Below are 17,163 nucleotides of genomic sequence, written 5' to 3'. Positions count from 1 at the left end.
TGCACCCTTGCATGCGCGGCCAAGAAGCCAGATGCTCACGCCCGGCGGTGCTGAGCGACGCGGCACCAGTTGCAGCCCCGGTCACGGGCCGCCGACGAGACGAGGCACTGCAGACGATCCAAGTCGTGCGCCGCCCCGCAGGTCGCCATACGCCTCAACCCCCTGCGCCGGCCAAAGCGTGTGCACACCTCGAGCCCATACGCGAGCTGCCGCCCGAGGCTTCAACAGGATGCCCGAGAGCCATACTTGACCATGCGGGGACCATCCTTTGACGACTCGATACGCGAGAGGCAGCAATCCGGTGAGCAGCGGCAACCAGGGCGTGCGGAAGGCCGAGGTACGACTCAAGTGGGACCCAAGTCCCTGGAACCAGCCACCCCACCATCTCGACATCATCGCCACGACCTACTCGGCGGACGCCCCGTACGGGAGACCGGTGTACATCGTCCACTTCGACAGCCGCTCACCGGACGGCACCATCAACATGAGCCGGCACAGCCAGACCGGCCAGGGCTTCGGCTACGTCGAAGTGATGACCCTGGAGCTCGATCGCCTCGCCCCCTCCTTCGCACGGGTGGTCGTGGGCGTGGCAATCCACCAGAACAGCGGCCCCAAAACCTTCGGTGACCTGTCGAACGCCGGAGTGCTCGTCGCCGAGGGCTACAAGGAACTCCTCAAGGACAACTTCGCGCAGGTCTCCGGATGCACCGCCACAACGGTCGCGGAGTTCACCCGGGACGCCTCCACATCATGGGAGTTTCACAAGATGGTCCGGGGGTTCGACAGCGACCCCGAAGTCTTCACCTCGGAGATGGGCAGCACCCCGTAACCCGACCGGCCGGCAAAGCCCGAGGCGCGACCGATCGCGGTGGCCCCGCCCCGCCCCGCCGCTGTACCAAAGCCGAGGATCGTCTACGCAGCAAGGCTCCGTCTTCCTGCGCCGCTCCATGGCCGATCTGTCATGGATACCGGCTGCGCCGGCCTGAGAACCGTACTCCGGGACCAGCGCTCGCGTGTTCGCTGCGGCGCCCGGCCTCTCAGGAGGGCGATACCGAAGGGCAGCAGGGCCATGGTGGACAGGCCGATGCAGCACCAGAAGAAGACCACTAGCGGTGGTTTGTTGACGGCGGGTTCGTGCGGGTGTAGGCCGTGAGGTGAAGGCGTCAACTACGGTCTGGGGAGCCTGAGATGACGAAGCGGCTGCCGTGTCCTCCCGCACCGGGCCCGTTGGAGGCGTACGCCGCCGGCTTCGACGATCTCTTCGGGACGTTGGCCCAGCGGCGGGGGTTTCGCGAATACCTGGCCGGCCTGTTGCTGCCCCGGGACCGCAACAAAACGCTCACCTGCCTGGCCGGCACGGAGCCCGTGGCGGGTGCCCAGCATGCGGCGGTGCAGCGCCTGCAGTTCTTCCTGTCCGAGTCGACCTGGGACGGCGCGCAAATCAACGCCCGCCGCCTTGAGCTGATGCTGGCCGACCCGGCGACCGCGCCGCATGACGGCGGGGTGCTGGTCATCGACGATTCCGGTGACCGCAAGGACGGCAGCGCAACCGCGCACGTGGGCAAGCAGTACCTCGGCTCGGTCGGGAAGATCGACCGTGGGGTGGTCACGGTGACCACCTGCTGGGCCGACGAACGCCTCTACTACCCGCTGCATGCCGTGCCCTACACCCCCGCCCACCACTTCCCCGGCGGGAAGAACGACCCGGCTTTCCGCACCAAGCTGCAGATCGGGGCCGCCCTGGCCCGCGCGGCAAAGACGGCCGGCGTGGTGTTCCGGGCGGTCGTCGCCGACTGCGCCTACGGCGACCACAACACCTTCCGCACCGAATTGTCCGACGCCCGGATGCCGTTCGTGATGGCCCTCAAACGCGGCCACGGCACCTGGCAGTACGAGGACGCCTTCCGGCCCGTCGACGCCGCCCGCGAACTGGCCTGGCACGGCCCGGAACAGAGCGGCGACTGGCAGCCGGTGACCCGCACCTTCCGCAACGGACGCACCGCGACCTGGTGGGCCGCCGACGCCCAGCTGGACTGGCGGGGTCCCAACGGTGTGATCCGGCTCGTGGTGGCCACCACCCACCCGGCCACTTTGCCCGAGACGTCCACCTGGTACCTGGCCACCAACCTGCCCCGGCCCGGATCACCCCGCGAGGCACACAGCCGCCACCCGGCCGCCGATCTCACCGAAGTGGTACGGCTCTCCGGGCTGCGGCACTGGGTCGAACAGAGCTACAAACAGGTCAAGGACGAACTCGGCCGGGCCGACTTCCAGGCCCGCTCCGACACCGGCATCCGCCGCCACCAGACCCTCGTGAACTGTGCCTTCAGCTTCTGCTGGAACACCTGGTTCACCCCCGACCCACTCGCCGGTGAGCACAAGCCGGCTCCTGCCCCAGAGAGGGGGCACACGACCGCCCCACCGGCCTCAGGCGGCCTGCTGGCCCCGGGCCATCCGCGCCATCCGTGGCTGGTTGATGCCCTGGGCCACGCTGCAACGCTGCTGCCGAGCCTGGACGACCAACCCCCCGCCCGCCGAACTCAATGCCCTGCTCCACGCCGTCAGCACCGGCAGACCCCTCGATCTCTACTGCCCGACCTAACAAACCACCGCTAGTGCTGGGTTCCTCTTTCGCTGGGTATATGTCCTGGTGGCGGGGTAGTTAACGGTGCTCGGGGGCGGGTGCTGGATCATGGCGTTACGGGCACGACCGGGGCGTGACGAGGACGAACGGGCCGTCGTTCGTCGATTGTCGCGGGCGCGGAAGGCTCCGCAGGATGCAGTGATGCGGGCCCGGATGATCGAGCTGAGCTGGTCGGAGCTACGGGTGCCGGCGATCGCCGTGGAGCTGGACTGCAGCCAAAAAAGGTTCGGTGCTGGTTGCACCGCTCCAACCGCTCAGGCCTGCCAGGGCTGGATGATCTGGGGTGGGCAGGGCCGCAAGCGACGGATCACCGAGGAGGAACGATCTCGGATCATCGCCCTGGTCAAGACGGTGCCACCGGGACGGCTGCGGTGGGAGCCCGTCGGAGAGCTATGGGCCTTCGACGAGTCCGGGCCACCCGAGTGGACTCCGGATTCTCTGGCCGCGGCAGCGCGGGCCGAGGGTATCGAGGTGGGCCGCTCACAGGTCCGGCGCATCCTGCTTGCCGAGGGCGTGCGCTGGCGCCGCACCCGGTCCTGGACGCGCTCGAAGGACCCGGACTTCGTCCCAAAAGGACAAGGATCATCGGCCTCTACACTCACCCGCCCGACGACGCGACGGTGATCTGCGCCGACGAGCTGGGGCCAGTGATCCCACGGACCTTCCCGCCCGCACCCGCCTGGTCACCCGACCGGCACCGGATCAAAGCGGAACTCGACCACAGCCGCGGACCCGAGAAAACCTGGGTCTACGGGGCCTTACGCATCCGGGACGGCCAGCAGATCACCATGGCCGCTTCCTCCCGCAACAGCGTCTTCTACCAGCAGTTCCTGCAACAGATCGAAGACGCCAACCCGACCGGCGAACTCTGGATCGTCACCGACAACCTGTCCAGTCACAACAGCCTGTCCACCCGGACCTGGCTCGAGGACCATCCCCGCATCCACCACGCGTTCATCCCCGTCGGCGGGTGCCGGCTCAACCTGCAGGAAGGCTGGTGGCGCATCTTCCGCAAAGCCGCCCTCGCCGGCCGGTCATCCGCGAACCGTGACAACATCGAACACGCCACCACCCTTGCAACCAGCCAGCTCAACTCCCGTGCCAAACCGTGGATCTGGGGCAGACCCGCACCGCCAACCCGCCGACTACGGCGCCGATACGTGTACGTCGTTTGAGGAACCCAGCACTAAAGGGTGTTGCAGAAGGCCGTGTTTTGGCAGGTCAAAGCCCGACCGCGGCTGTTGTGATCACGAGTTGAGGGCGAGGTTGTGCATGTGGGCGACGGCTTGGACCGCGTGGTGGAGGCCGTCGCCGAGCTGACGGCAGTCGCGGAGGATCTTGTAGTTCTTCATCCGGCCGATGACGTGTTCGACGCGGGCGCGGACCTTGCGGTGCTCGGCGTTGTCGGCTTCTTCGCCGGCCAGCAGGGGCCGGCCGGGTCGTTTGCGGTGCGGGACGGCCAGGCCGGTGTTGATGTAGGCGCCGTCGCCGAGCACCGTGACGCCCTGGCACCGGTCCGGCAGGCCGGAGTTGCGCCACACATGGGCGCCGGTTTTATTACCCGGGGCCGGACGGGCGGTGGCCACGACCAGGCGGGTGTCGGCATCAATGATGACCTGCACGTTCGCGGAGAACCGGTAGTTGCGGCTCGAAGCACCGACCTTGCGGTCGCGGACCGGAACAAGCGTGCCGTCCACGATCCACAGCCGGTCCGCAGCATCGACCGGACGGGAGGCCGGCTCGAGCGCGAGGAGGGGCCGCAACCGCTGGATGACCCGGCACACCGTGGCAGGCGAGACCCCGAACAGCGGAGCGAGCTGCCGCATGGTCAGGTTCGTCCGGTAGTAGACAGCCACCACCAGCACTCGGTCGGCAAGCGACAGACACCACGGACGGGCCGATGCGCGGCCCGTCACCACCTCGCTCCCGCACTACCTTCAGCAACCGCTCGAACTGCTTCATCCGCAGTCCCGCGACCGTCTCCACCCACAACGGATCAACCCTCAACACCCCACGCATACAAGGGAAATGCCCTGATCACAGCCTTCTGCAACACCCTTTAGCGCGACCCTTCGATCTCTAGAAGAGCATGCGATCCGCCGTTGTATGAAGACCGCGTGATGCGGCAGCCGCCATCGTATACTTTGGCTGTACTCTCGCCTTACAGACAAAGCATTCTCCACTTCTGCCGACGCTGGCGCGTCACTTCACGGGCATCATTCTGCCCGTCGGGACGTGTCAGACTTTAATTCCGAACAGTTTTTCCGCATTTCGGAACGCAATTTTTTCCTTGGCTTCGCGTGGCAAATCGACTCCCCGGAACCAGTCGGTTTGAGTTTTCATATTCGCAAACGGGTAGTCGGTTGCAAACATCACTCGATCCACACTTATGTACTTCAGCAGGAGATCGAGCAGTTCAGTCTGGGGGAATGCGCTGGTTGTGAACCAGGAATTTTCATGGAAATACTGCTCGAACGGCTTGTCCAGGCTCTTCTTGGTCACTTCGCTCATCTTCTCCACGACGCGTTTATAGAAGAACGGAAGGCCCTCTCCCATATGGCCGATGATAATCTGGAGCTTGGGATACCTGTCGAATACTCCTGAGGTGATCATTCGGAGGCACTGAGTAACGACTTCCTGGTGCCATCCATATGCAGAGATGCTGAGAACCTGGTCCTGGAACTCCTTCTGATATTCCGGCCGCATATTGCTGTAGTAGATTTCGAAAACCTCGTCAGGCGGCAGGCCCGGATGGATGTATATCGGCACATCAAGGGCTTCGGCGCGCGCCAGCAGGGGCTCAAAGTCGGGATGGTCGAGGAATTTCTTCCCGATGATTCCATTGGTCAAACATCCCAGGAAGCCATCTTCCCGAACTGTGCGTTCCAGTTCGTCTGCCGAGGCCTCCGGATTCTGCAGAGGCAAGGTTGCAAATGCCTTAAACCGCCCCGGATAGGTGGCCATCGGTCCATCGACAAGCAACTTGTTGAGACGATACGCAAAATCGATGCCCTTCTGACCTTTGACATTCTGCACACCTGGCGTATGTGCGGAGAGGATTTGAACGTTGAGCCCCGCCTCATCCATTGCACCGATGCGGCGCGGGCCGAGCTCGGCAAGACCAGTATCCTCGAGGAACAGCCTGTCGTTCAGCACCATCAACTCATGGGTGGAAAAGGTCTCTTCCGTGCCGATGAAGGGCAGGTCCTGGTCTCGCTGTGAAAAATCCGTAGTCTCGTTCGCTTCCGCGCGGGAGGCAATGGCATGCGTGGACAAGCCGGCACCAATGCCAAGTGCTGCCGTGCCGGCTAGAAAGCCGCGGCGTCCCGTCGTGAGGTGCTTCAGAGGGTTTGCGTTGGACTTCATGTCAGTTTCTCCTCAGGTGTTTATGTGGTGCGGCATCCGTCTGCAAGACACTTTCAGATCGACCCTTCGTCGTTACCAGGCGCGCCCAGGTGTCCACCCACGCCGCGTCCCCCTCAACCGCCCGGGCGGCGCTTTCCCTGACGGCGCTGCGTTGACTGCCATCACTAGCCTCCTACACACGGGTTACTTCGCTTATCTGGATGCCTACTTCCTACCAAGCGAACCTGAGACGAACGTTAATACGGTGCTCAGGCCGGTTGGCCGAACCAGGTGCCCAGCGCACGCACCAGCGTGGTGGCGTCGAGCTCAACTCCCGTGCCAAACCGTGGATCTGGGGCAGACCCGCACCGCCAACCCGCCGACTACGGCGCCGATACGTGTACACCGTTTGAGGAATCCAGCACTGGCAGGACTCCGTTAGGTTGCTCTGGCTCTTGGGTTTGGGCTGGTGGCGGATGTTCTGGGCAGGGGGCGGTGGCAGGTGGTGCAGGTGCCGGTCCAGCAGTTCAGCAGGTCCTGGATGGCGTCGAGGATCTGGTAGAGAGTGAGCCCGCTGTATCGGCTTTTGGGGCCAAGCGCTGTTCGGTGAGGAACGCGTGGGCTGCGGTGACCAGGGTGACGTGGTGATGCCAGCCGTTCCAGGATCGTCCCTCGAAGTGGTCCAGGCCCAGGCCGTGCTTGAGTTCGCGGTAGTCGTGCTCGATGCGCCAGCGGATCTTGGCCAGGCGGACCAGTTGAGGGTCTGTACGCTCACCAGTGCAATTGATGATCATGGAAGAGACATCAAGTGACTGACACGGTGACCGAGTTCGTGGCCGCCGATGACCAGGCGGAACCGTCGCCGGAGGCCGCGACGGTCGAGCAGAAACTGATCGACCAGCTCGTCGAGCAGGCCCGCAGCAAGGGGCTGCAGCTAACCGGCGAGGGCGGGCTGCTGCAGCAGCAGCTGACCAAGACGGTGCTGACGGACATCGGGCCGGTCGAGATCGACGTGCCCCGCGACCAGGAGGGCTCTCCTTCGAGCCGGCCATCGTCAAGAAGCGGCAGCGCCGGCTGACCGGCGTGGACGAGATGGTGCTCTCGCTGTCCGCAAAGGGCCTCACGCACGGGGAGATCTCCGCGCACCTGGCCGAGGTCTACGGCGCGGATGTGTCCAAGACGACCATCAGCACGATCACCGACACGGTGATGGACGGCATGGCCGAATGGCAGAACCGGCCACGGCGCGTCCCAGCAAAGTCCGCGAACTGTGCACCGCCCACGGCCTCGCAGCAGCCTGACCTCAACCAGCCGACTTCGTCAACGGAATCAGGCCCACGCATTACGAGACCATGGGGGTTCGTGACACCTGGTTCCGGCTCGTGCTCGGCAGTGATGTTTCGCCCGATCAGGACACGTGCAGGCAGTTCTGCCATGACACCCTGTGCTACCTCGTCCAAAAGGCGTCCGGCCGCACACGGCCACACCTTCGGGTGTGCGAGCCGCCAGAGTGCGGTTGGTGGAGACCTACAGAGTAACCACGACTGCCGCCGGCCGAGTGTGCACGACTCCTCGACCTGGCCATACCGCGGGAGTATGCGCCATGGCGCGGTGGGCCGCCCGTGCGCCGTGTCCACGGAGTACGATTTGGTTGCCGATTCGGGCCATAAGGGGATGCCAGCCCAAGCCCATGGCATCGCCGCCCCGCCATCGGTCTCGCGGCCATACGGCAGCAGTGCGGTGTGCGGTCTCAGGAGTGCCGGGCTTCGTCATGTCACCGCTGGACACCCGCCTGTCATCCGACCCCGAGAAGGTGACGGCACCGGCCGCGCGCACGGCGGTCGGGCGCAACGGCCTGGCCGAGGACTTCGCAGGTGCTGCGATGTTCCTGGCGAGCCGCGCCTCCGCGCACGCCACCGGAGAGTCGATCTCCGTCGATGGCGGGCTCTCCGTTCACTGAGGCGTCCTCAGGAGTGGGTGACCTTGATGCGGGAGATGCGGACCTCGCCGTAGTTGTCGTCGGCACACGGCTCGGAGTTGTCGCAGTTGGCCTGCGTGTAGACCCCTGCCTTGAAGTAGTTGGTGTCGCCGTCGTGGGAGATCGTGGTCTGCAGCCGGCCGTTGTAGTACGCGTTGATCTCTCCGTCTTTGGCCACGAACTTGGCCTCGAACTCGGTGCCCAGCTCGTAGTCGTCGGTGACGAGGCGGTGGTGGCGATCGTCGCCGTCGGTGATGTAGAGGCTGCTGCCTTCGAGGCGGAAGACGGTGACGTCGTCGTCCCCGCCGTGGACCTGCGCGCCGACCAGGTACGGCCTTTCCTCGGGCAGTGCCATGAACGCTTCCCTGACCACGAGGGTGTGGGTGCCGTCCGTGGTGGACCAGGCGGCCTCCTCCTCGCCGTCGTCGGTCATCTCCCGCAGCTCGGCGCGCGGGTAGCTGGAACCTCCCGTCGTCACACCGTTGACGGCGGCCCGGAACCTGACCGCGTCGCAGTCGGCGTCGGCCCGGAACCAGGGATCGGCGGAGAAGGTCGCCAGGTCGGGCTGGGTGATCTCGGTGGGGTCCTCGTCCTCGCCGGTGGGCAGGGTCAGCTTCCAGTCGGTCAGGTCGAGGACCTCGGACGGGTAAGTGCAGCCGGCTGCCCGCTTGTGCGGGGCCGGTGTGCCGGCCTGGGCGGGCAGCGTGAGCGTGGCGACCGAGACAGCGGCGGTGATGCCGGCCAGCACGATGCTCCGAGTGCTTGGCATGAAGGGTTTACTCCTGTCGCGGGATCGGGTTGGGTCGACGCGTACCGTAGGCGCCGTTGTCGGGACCGGTCCCGGAACCCGTGATCTCACGACGTCTACGCATGAATGCGACTGATGAAGGCTCTGGGTAGACCCTGCGTACGGCCCGCCCTACGCAGTAAGTTCGAACCATGCGCGCGGCCCCGAGCCGTGTTGTGATCCGGACTCGACCGAGGGGGAAGATCCGTGCGTTCCGGTGACGGGTTCGCCGACCGTTATGTCCTTAAGGAGGTCATCGGCGCGGGGCGGGGCGGCGATGTGTGGCTGGCCCACGACACGGTGGTGGGCCAGGACGTCGCGTTGAAACCGGAGCGTACCGACGGGGCGGGCGAGACCGCGGTGCGGCGGCTCCTGGGCGAACCGCGTGCCATGGCCAAGTTCCGCGACCATCCCCACGTCGTGACCCTTTTCGATGTCGTGACCGCGGAGCCGGAAACGGCCTGTGCGCAGACGTTCTGGTTCGTCATGGAGTACGTGCCCGGCGGCGGCGTGGACCGGCAGCCGACGGTCTCTCCCGCGCGGGCGGCCCGCATCGGTGCCGAGCTCGCCGACGCGCTGGCCGCCCTGCACGAAGCGGGCATCGTCCACTGTGACGTCAAGCCCGCCAACATCGGCCTCACCCGACACGGGGCCGCGAAGTTACTGGACTTCGGCGCCGCCTACCGGGTCGGCGGTACCGAGACCATCACCGTCAACGGCCCGTTCAGCTTCACCCCGGACTACGCCGCCCCCGAGCTGGCCCGGGGCAACGTGCCCCGGCCGGCCTCGGACGTGTTCTGCCTCGCCACCACCCTCCACGCGCTGGTCACCGGCGCGCCGCCGCGCGGCAGCCGACCCGAGGAGGACGCCGAGCGCGCCGGGACGGAAGCCGAGCGCCTGAGGCACTGGAAGGCGGAGCAGGGTGTAGTCGAGCTGGACGCCGCCGCCCTGGGACCGCTGTACCCGGCACTCACCGCCATGCTGCAACGCGATCCTCGGCAGCGCCCCGACGCCGCCGAGGTCAGGCGGCTCCTGGAGGACGTCGCCGGATCCGACCCGAAAGCCTCTGGGGACACGGCCACCACCGTCACCGGGCGACGAAGGTGGGGCCGGCCGCTGATCGTGGCCGCGCTCGGCATCAGCGCCGTACTGGCCCTGGGGCTCGTCGTCATCCCTGACGACAACGGCGGGAAGGCCGCCACTCAGCCCGGCCAGAGCCGGCTGGAGGAGGACGCCTCGGGCGGTGAACCGCAGGCCCTGATCGGCGATCCGCACATGGCCGACGTGTGCGCCCTGGCCGACCCCGCCGCTCTCGACCAGTTCGGCGACGGGGACGTCGAAGTGGACGTGGACTACGGCAACTTCGATCGCTGCGACGTGCTGGTGAGCATCGACGACAAGACCCGGATCGACGTGTCGATCAGCCTCCTTCGGGGCTCGCCGCCCGAGGGATCGAAGCCCTCCCGCACCATCGGGAGGATCGGCATCCGCCAGGAGCAGGCCGAGAGCGACGAGTGCGAGCTGCTGCTGACGTCCGACGGCGACACCGACGGCACCCAGGTCGGGGTCCGCGTCAACATGGGCAAGGGTTCCGTGGTCGGCGGCAACGCGACCCTGTGCACGGTCGCCGAGAAGGCCGCCGAGAGCGCGGCCGAGGTCCTCGACCGGGGTCCGGTCCCCCGTCGTTCGCCAGCCTACCCGCGCGCGTCGCTGGCCTGGGCGAACGCCTGCCGACTCCTCGACGCCAAGGCGCTGTCCGTTGTTCCCGGCCTCAAGGTCGACGTGCCGGACGTAGGTGTCGCGAACTGGAGCTGCGAGTGGTCGAGCGACGTCGACGAGCTGGATGCCGAGATCGGCTTCTTCCGCGATCAGCCCAAGTCCGCGGCGGACGGCGCCACCACCGTCAGGCTCAGCGGATATCGCACGGTCGTCGAACCGAACGATGACGGCGACACCTGTACGGCCTTCGTCGAGTACCGCAGGTACAGCGGCCAGGACGCCGAGACCGCCGCCGAGATGGTGCGCCTGGATGTCGGCGGGCGACAATCCACGGACAAGCTCTGCGAGATGGCCGAAGACCTCGCGGCCTCCGCCGCCGCCGAACTCCGCGCGCGATGACGCAAGGGCGTCGGCGCCTGCTCAGGGCGCGGAGTCCGGCCAGGCCGTGTCGTCCTCCATCAGGTCCAGGTCCGGCGGCACGAGCGTCGTGGACTCCACCAGCCCCCTGATCAGGTTGTGCAGCAGGCTGTTGTCGGCGGGGCGGCCCTGCGACTTGTCGTGCAACAGCTGATACCGGAAGCCGGTGTGGTGCAGGCGGCGGCGTACGGTCTCGATCCGGTGCTCGATCCGGCGCTCGCTCCAGTTGCCGTCCGGGCGGAGGTAGGCGAGCTGCTTGGCGGCGGTGGCGTACGTCAGGGGGCGCGGGTCCTCCTCGTACAGCAGATACCGCTGGCCCAGGACGACCAGCAGGAGCCGTTCGTCGTCGTCGAGCGCCCAGGTCTCCGGCCGGACGGTCTCCGCGCGCCGCCGGGACACCGGACCCTGGTCGTCATGCCCCGCGACATACAGCTCAACCAGGTGCTCGCGGTAGCCGGAGCCCTTCACGAACAGCGGGGTGTAACCGGTGGCGAGCGGGATCGGCTCGGTGGCGAGGTGCATCATCCCGCCGCGCGGCAGCCGGACGAGCTGCTGCCCGGTGTTGCGCAGCCACCACATGCCTTGACGGTACGTCAGCTCGCCGTGCCGACGGCTCACCCGCAGGTCGTCAACACCGACTCCCAGGTCCACGTCCGGCTTCTCACCGCGCCCGAAACGGACCGTCAGCCCCTGACGGGGCGGTGCGCTGAGCTCACCAGTGACCGTACGGGCATGCAGGGTCCCTGGCGTGGTGGGCGCGACACCACGTGCGAGGCTGGCGGAGAGGGGCATCGCGGGTCTCCTCAGTTCGTGGGCTTCGGATTCGACGGCTCCCGGTTCGCGAGCTTCCGGGGGCCGACAGTTTCTGGGTTCGAGAGCTTCTCGGCAGACGTCCGACGTACTGACCACCATCCGCACCCGTTGCGGGACCCCTCCCCAAAACGGGAGTCGGTACGCCGACTTCAGCGCTCCTCCTGGACGCTCCCTCCCGTCCTCCCGGTCCACGCTGCACAGCACCCACCGGAACCCGGCACCCCACGCCTTGTCCGGGGACCACCGGCCCGTATCTCCCCCGGTCTCGGTCATGAAACGGTCCGAAGCCCGCACTGACGGTGCGGCTCCGTTCCCGGGAGGGGTCCCGGGAGCCCGGTGGCATCAGGAGGCGAGGTACTCCCACTTCTGGGTCTTCGCACACTCTTCGAACCCGAAGCGTTTCGCTGCCGGGCCGACGGCCTTGGCCGCGTCCTCGTTGACGCCCATCTGCAGGGCCAGCACCAGGTCCATGCCGAGCCGGTAGTTCTGCAGCTGGCCCCTCAGATCGTCCAGGCCGGTGATGTACACGCCTACCTTGTCAAGCCAGCTGTCCAGTTGTGCCTGGCCCTCTCCCGGGTTGGGCATCTTGCGAACCTGGTCGCGCAGGGCTTTCAGGAGGTTCACCCGTTCACGCAGCTTTGACGCGTCGCCGGCACCGAGGCCCTGTCCGTACGCCAGGTCACCAGCGAACCGCTTGTTGATCGTGCGGCATGTGTCGTCTGCGTTCTGGATCAGTTGCTGCTTCGGCGAGCCGGGAGAGGAGGAGCAGCCGGCGACGGCCGACACCACAAGTCCCAGGACGACGGCGACCACACTCATCACCTTTGGCATGTCTTCACCATGATGCGTCCCCTCCGGGAGGGGTCCCGGATCAGGCACCGGATGCTCCTGGCATGGGCACGGCGCGGATGACTCGCAGATGATTCGGACCGCGGGGCCACTGCACATCCTGCTGCGGCAGCCGTGGCCGCGGCCTCACGCCGGATTGCCGTACGCGTTAGGGCGCGCGACTACCGAGAGGGAGACCACAGTGAAGTGGGGAGTTCGGCGGGCGCACGTCAGTCCTGGTCAGGTCGCGCAACTTCACCGACACCGTGAGCCAGGACCTGGTCCTGCTCAATCTGATGAACATGCCGCTGCCGGCCGGCCCACCTTGGGGCGACCAGGCCGGGACCAGCAGGAGGTCCCGGAGGTTCGGATCGGTCGTCTTGTCTGTCTCGTGGAAGGTGACGGTGCCGGACCGCAGCTGGGCTCGTGCGGAGCGCGAGTCCCGCTTCTGGTCCACTGCCTCCGATTCGAGGTGCGCTCGAGCCGGTCCCATCGGGGCGATCGTAGCGGCGGAGAGGATCCGAGATGCGAACTCCTCACCTGTCACCGCGACATACCCATGGCGTCACCAGCCTGACCGAGTCCATCGCTGCGTCACCACTGGGGCTCCGCATTCACTACTCCTCAACTCCCTTTCCACGTAAGCATCGTTGTCCGACAGAAGGACTCGTGTGCCACTGATTGTGTTCTGGCACATCGGTCACCGGTCATCCGCTCGCGGGCGGGAGAGCTCTTCCATGGGGGGTCCGTGGGTGAAGACCTGGGGTTCGAGAAACTCCTGGACGACGAGGAAGGGTTCTTCGCGCACCTGTTCGCGCGGTCACCGAAGGGAGCCAGCCGGGATCCGCTGTACGGCCTCGACCTTCCCGTGGTGCTGCTCACCGGCGGCCCCGGCATGGGCAAGGGGCGGCTGCTGCGCGTGGTGCGGGATCGTTTCGCCCCCAAGGTGCCGGTGATCCATCTGGACTGCGCCTCCCCGATGTACGCGGACCGGGCCCGGCCGGAACGGGGCGCCCGCTCGGACGTCACCGAGGCTCTCTTCGAGGTCGCCCGGCGGCTGTGCACCTGGCGCGGGACAGGCGGCTCGTTCGCCTTCCCGCGGCTCTTCGCGGGCCTTGCGATGATCGCCACCAACGTCACGGCGGGAACCCCTGCGGCGATCGCGGCGGAGGTCCAGCGGTACGAGGAACTGCCCCAGCGGGGCCGCCTCCACGGCCTGGGCACGGGCGACTTCTGGCGGGGCGTGCTCCGCGGCACCATCCGCAACCTGCTGACGACCCTGACCGGGCAGATGCTCGGCCCCTACCCGGCGGCAGCGGGCGCCGCGCTGCTGGACGCCCTCTTCGAGAGCCTGGCACCCCGGGGCAGAGCGGAACTGGAACGGATCTACGGCGCGTATCCCAGCGCGGGTGGTCAGCGCGAGCACGGGCTGCTCGATCTCGCCATCGACTTCAAGAAGGGCGGCGAGGACCGCAAGCTCGCGGAGAACTTCCTCTTCAGGGCCCTGCGCGAGGACCTCGAGGCGTCGTACGCCGGGGCGTTCGGCTGGCTGAGCCGGGTCGGCCGTCCGGGGTTGCTGCTGGACCACGCCGAGACGCCCCTGGGGGAGCGGCTGCTGAGCGCCGTACTCATCGACCGCCGGCGCGGGCAGTGCGACCGCGTGGTGATCGTGGGCACGGCGTGCCGGGAGGACGGCGGTGCCTTCCTTCACGGCGGCCTGCCTGCCCGGGTTCCCCCGACGGAGTTCCGGCCCGCCGACGGCGGCCCTCCCGCGTGGTCCCGGTCCACGCCGTCGGGAAGGGACGGGGCACCGCTGGCCGAGGGGGTGCTCCTGCTGCGCATGCCCTTGCTCACCGACGACCAGCTCACCGAGGAGACCCAGCGAAGACAGCAGCGCGGGGAACCGGAGGGCGGCGCCAACCGGCGCCGTATCGATGCCGCCGTGGCCCGGCTGAGCGGCGGACGGCCGCACACGGTGATCCGGCTGGCCACCGCTGCCGCCGCCTTCCGCATGCCGGCCGACGCCAACGACCGGGACCTCTTGGACGCCCCGTTCCCGTTCCCCGGAGGCGCCGCCGAGCGGCCGGTGGCGGACGTACTCCTGAAGGAACTGGTCGTGGACCAGCTGCCGGTGCGGCTGCCGGACGTACACCACGACCAGTGGCTCGATCTGCTCACCCACCTGTCGGTGGCACACGACGAGGAGTGCGCGGACGTCCTGCTCCGCCACCATCAGGCGGGCCGCGTCCATCACTTGACGGCGCATCAGGTCTCCCGGCATCTCACCGACACCGGATGGCCAAGCTGCGAACGGCACTTCATCGGGGACTTCGGACTGCGCCAACTGCTGGTGCACCGGCTGTACGGCCTCAGCCCCGACGGCGCCGTCTGGTACGCCGACCACCACCTGCTGCGCGACCACTACACAAGCCGTACGGCCGCCGAGGAGACGCCGGGCGGCGGGGCGTTCCGCTCGGTCACGGCGCACCGGATGAACCACCACCTGGTCTCCGGCGGCGTGGACGACGTGGTCCGCCATCTGACCACCACCCTGCCCGGCCGCCCCCAGGAGTGGTCCGCTGAGCTGCTGGAGATCGCCCAGGCGCCGTATCCGCGCGGGGCGGACGCCCGGCGCAAACGCGCCCAGGGCCTGGTGCCGGTGGACGGACCCGCGCTGCGCCGCACCGTCGACCAACTGCTGCACGCGGTGTGGCTGTGCGAGGAGCGCACCAGATCGACCGGCGAGACGGCCGAGACCCTGTCCACACTGCTCACCCGTCTCGTGGGCATGGACTTCGACGGCGCCGGACAACTCGACCCGACCGCCACGGAGTGGAAAGCCCTGGCAGCGAACGAGCAGCCGCTGCTGCGCTGCACATGTACCCCACGGCTCGGGCAAGGGAGATAACCGGGATGCCCAGATGGAAGAAGATCCTCATCGCGGTGCTGGGCCTGGGGCTGATCGTGGCGCTCGGCTTCACCGCCTGCGAACTCTCCCAGCGGGAGGACACCTGCGCCGACGGCGTCGTACGGACCGGCGGCGAGTGCATAGGCGTCAACAGCGAGGGCTACGACTTCGGCACCCCCGAGATCAAGGACGTAGCCCGGGCCATCGCCCAGGAGAACAAGAGGATCGACGGCCAGCCCCACGTCACGGTGGCGATGATGCTGCCGCTCCAGTCGGACAAGGCGGCGCTGCGCCGGCAGATGCGCAGCGACCTCCAGGGCGCGTATCTGGGGCAGCGGCAGGCCAACGAGGGCGAGGGGGAACCGCCCAAGATCCGAATGGTGCTGGCCAACCCCGGGCGGAACTACGAGCAGCAGGAGAAGGTCGTGGGCACCCTGCTGCGGATGGCCGACTCGCCGGAGGACCAGCTGCGCGCCGTCACGGGCTTCAACCTCAGCCTCGACACGACAGAGGAAGCCGTCAAACGCCTCACGGAGCACAAGATCCCGGTGCTCGCCTCCCGGATCAGCGGGGACCGTATCGCCAACGAGGACACGGCGGACGGGATGGAGAAAGCACGGTTCCCCGGCCTGGCCCGGATCATCCCCACCAACCACGACGCGGCCCAGGCGCTGGCCAACTTCAACGGCGAACGGGGCCGGGAGAACCTCAAGACGGTGCTGGTCTACGACAAGCGCGCCGACAGCTACAACGAGTCGCTGGCGAAGGCGTTCAACGGGATCAAGGAGCAGGGCCAGGCCGGTCCCGCCCCGATGCCCTTCGAGTCCCCGGCGATCGACGAGGCGGGCTCGACCGGCAACCAGTTCACCCAGCTGGCCAACAACATCTGCGACTCCCAGGCCGACATCGTCTACTTCGCCGGGCGCACGCTGCACCTGCGGATCTTTGCGCTCAAGCTCGCCCAGGTGGGCTGCAAGGACCGGCACTACACCATCGTCAGCGGTTCCGACGCCGCCTCGCTGCGGCAGGACATGGCGGAGAAGGACTGGGCGCAGCTGCGCGGCGCGGACGGCCGGGCCAAGGTGACGGTGCAGTACGCCGCCCCCGCGCACCCGAACTCTTGGAGTGCCGAGCTGGCCCGCTGGAACAACAAGTGGGACGCGGCCCACGACCGCAAGCCCACCGCGGAGGAGCTCCCCCAGTACCTCACCGAACCCAAGGCGGCCCTGAACACCCTGAAGAAGCGCATCGAGACCACACGCGGCGAGGGGACGAGCCTCGGCTCCGCCCCGAACCTGGAGGACTCCCGGACGATGCTCGTCTACGACGGCCTCACCACCATCGGCAAGGCACTGCACCAGGTGCAGAGCGGCGGCGCCGAGGCGGTGCCCAGCCGTGAGGACGTCGGCAGGCAGTGGTCGCTGCTCCAGTCCCGCCACCGGGTGCAGGGCACAAGCGGCCTGATATGCCTGACCAGCGGCGGAAACGCATACGACAAGCCGGCCGCGGTCGTCGAGCTGGACCCGGGCCGGGAGGGCCACGGCAAGCTGAAGTTCGTCGGCCTGGGCTGGCCCACCGGCAGGGAACAGCCGAAGAACTGCGTGATCCCCAGCGGCACTCCCTGACAGGTGTTCCGCAACTGCTGGTCCTGCGTGAACGGAACGGCGAAGGCCCCGACCACTTGGCCTCTTCTCATTTGAAATTGCCGGTCGCAGAGCTGTTGC

11 protein-coding genes and 4 pseudogenes are annotated in these 17,163 nt (G+C 67.5%); 9 read left to right on the top strand and 6 right to left on the bottom strand.

From position 1 onward, the window contains the following. The first annotated feature begins 301 nt into the window (after positions 1-301). The 4 genes from QF035_RS51180 to QF035_RS51165 all read left to right on the top strand — a co-directional run bounded on the left by QF035_RS51180 (position 302) and on the right by QF035_RS51165 (position 3,819). A complete protein-coding gene (locus QF035_RS51180; RefSeq protein WP_307529629.1) occupies positions 302-829 on the top strand; it encodes a TerD family protein in 528 nt (175 codons plus the stop codon). A gap of 359 nt (positions 830-1,188) precedes the next feature. Beyond that, on the top strand, positions 1,189-2,616 hold the full coding sequence (locus tag QF035_RS51175) for an IS701 family transposase (RefSeq protein WP_307529627.1): 1,428 nt from the start codon (positions 1,189-1,191) through the stop codon (positions 2,614-2,616). A gap of 169 nt (positions 2,617-2,785) precedes the next feature. Further along, positions 2,786-3,268 (top strand): helix-turn-helix domain-containing protein, encoded by a 483-nt coding sequence (locus tag QF035_RS51170; protein WP_307529625.1) that lies wholly within the window; start codon positions 2,786-2,788, stop codon positions 3,266-3,268. 23 nt (positions 3,269-3,291) lie between these two features. Further along, positions 3,292-3,819, top strand: a complete 528-nt coding sequence (locus tag QF035_RS51165) for a transposase (RefSeq protein WP_307529623.1) — start codon at positions 3,292-3,294, stop codon at positions 3,817-3,819. Between the two features lie 72 nt (positions 3,820-3,891). Here QF035_RS51165 and QF035_RS51160 read toward each other — a convergent pair. The 3 genes and pseudogenes from QF035_RS51160 to QF035_RS56315 all read right to left on the bottom strand — a co-directional run. Beyond that, a pseudogene (locus QF035_RS51160) lies at positions 3,892-4,663 on the bottom strand (transposase family protein). Positions 4,664-4,882: 219 nt separating this feature from the next. Next, on the bottom strand, positions 4,883-6,010 hold the full coding sequence (locus QF035_RS51155; protein WP_307529621.1) for an amidohydrolase family protein: 1,128 nt from the start codon (positions 6,008-6,010) through the stop codon (positions 4,883-4,885). 506 nt (positions 6,011-6,516) lie between these two features. Beyond that, positions 6,517-6,747 (bottom strand): annotated as a pseudogene (locus QF035_RS56315) (transposase); the annotation flags it as partial. A gap of 50 nt (positions 6,748-6,797) precedes the next feature. Between QF035_RS56315 and QF035_RS51145 the strand changes: the two are divergent. Both QF035_RS51145 and QF035_RS51140 read left to right on the top strand, forming a co-directional pair. Further along, a pseudogene (locus QF035_RS51145) lies at positions 6,798-7,231 on the top strand (transposase); the annotation flags it as partial. A gap of 514 nt (positions 7,232-7,745) precedes the next feature. Continuing rightward, a pseudogene (locus tag QF035_RS51140) lies at positions 7,746-7,949 on the top strand (SDR family oxidoreductase); the annotation flags it as partial. A gap of 7 nt (positions 7,950-7,956) precedes the next feature. Here QF035_RS51140 and QF035_RS51135 read toward each other — a convergent pair. After that, entirely contained in the window at positions 7,957-8,736 is a 780-nt protein-coding gene (locus tag QF035_RS51135; RefSeq protein ID WP_307529619.1) for a polysaccharide lyase family 7 protein, read from the bottom strand. A gap of 225 nt (positions 8,737-8,961) precedes the next feature. Between QF035_RS51135 and QF035_RS51130 the strand changes: the two genes are divergently transcribed. Continuing rightward, on the top strand, positions 8,962-10,872 hold the full coding sequence (locus QF035_RS51130; RefSeq protein WP_307529618.1) for a serine/threonine-protein kinase: 1,911 nt from the start codon (positions 8,962-8,964) through the stop codon (positions 10,870-10,872). A gap of 21 nt (positions 10,873-10,893) precedes the next feature. On the opposite strand, the gene QF035_RS51125 is transcribed toward QF035_RS51130, so the two are convergent. Together QF035_RS51125 and QF035_RS51120 are read right to left on the bottom strand one after the other, a co-directional pair. Then, a complete protein-coding gene (locus QF035_RS51125) occupies positions 10,894-11,682 on the bottom strand; it encodes an FHA domain-containing protein (RefSeq protein WP_307529615.1) in 789 nt (262 codons plus the stop codon). A 363-nt stretch (positions 11,683-12,045) separates the two neighbouring features. Continuing rightward, positions 12,046-12,534, bottom strand: a complete 489-nt coding sequence (locus QF035_RS51120) for a hypothetical protein (protein WP_307529613.1) — start codon at positions 12,532-12,534, stop codon at positions 12,046-12,048. Between the two features lie 745 nt (positions 12,535-13,279). Between QF035_RS51120 and QF035_RS51115 the strand changes: the two genes are divergently transcribed. Together QF035_RS51115 and QF035_RS51110 are read left to right on the top strand one after the other, a co-directional pair. Further along, on the top strand, positions 13,280-15,439 hold the full coding sequence (locus tag QF035_RS51115; RefSeq protein WP_307529611.1) for a hypothetical protein: 2,160 nt from the start codon (positions 13,280-13,282) through the stop codon (positions 15,437-15,439). A gap of 5 nt (positions 15,440-15,444) precedes the next feature. Continuing rightward, positions 15,445-17,064, top strand: coding sequence for an ABC transporter substrate-binding protein (locus tag QF035_RS51110; RefSeq protein WP_307529609.1), 1,620 nt, complete (start codon positions 15,445-15,447; stop codon positions 17,062-17,064). The last annotated feature ends 99 nt before the right edge of the window (positions 17,065-17,163 follow it).

The sequence above is a fragment of the Streptomyces umbrinus genome, from assembly GCF_030817415.1.
In the GTDB taxonomy this organism is placed as follows: domain Bacteria; phylum Actinomycetota; class Actinomycetes; order Streptomycetales; family Streptomycetaceae; genus Streptomyces; species Streptomyces umbrinus_A.
This window is presented reverse-complemented; position numbering and strand designations above follow the sequence as displayed.

Bases quoted from the DNA above. Each gene is read 5' to 3' on its own strand.
- QF035_RS51110 (WP_307529609.1), top strand. From the start codon at position 15,445: ATGCCCAGATGGAAGAAGATCCTCATCGCGGTGCTGGGCCTGGGGCTG.
- QF035_RS51170 (WP_307529625.1), top strand. From the start codon at position 2,786: ATGCGGGCCCGGATGATCGAGCTGAGCTGGTCGGAGCTACGGGTGCCG.
- QF035_RS51120 (WP_307529613.1), bottom strand. From the start codon at position 12,534: ATGCCAAAGGTGATGAGTGTGGTCGCCGTCGTCCTGGGACTTGTGGTG.
- QF035_RS51135 (WP_307529619.1), bottom strand. From the start codon at position 8,736: ATGCCAAGCACTCGGAGCATCGTGCTGGCCGGCATCACCGCCGCTGTC.
- QF035_RS51175 (WP_307529627.1), top strand. From the start codon at position 1,189: ATGACGAAGCGGCTGCCGTGTCCTCCCGCACCGGGCCCGTTGGAGGCG.
- QF035_RS51125 (WP_307529615.1), bottom strand. From the start codon at position 11,682: ATGCCCCTCTCCGCCAGCCTCGCACGTGGTGTCGCGCCCACCACGCCA.
- QF035_RS51155 (WP_307529621.1), bottom strand. From the start codon at position 6,010: ATGAAGTCCAACGCAAACCCTCTGAAGCACCTCACGACGGGACGCCGC.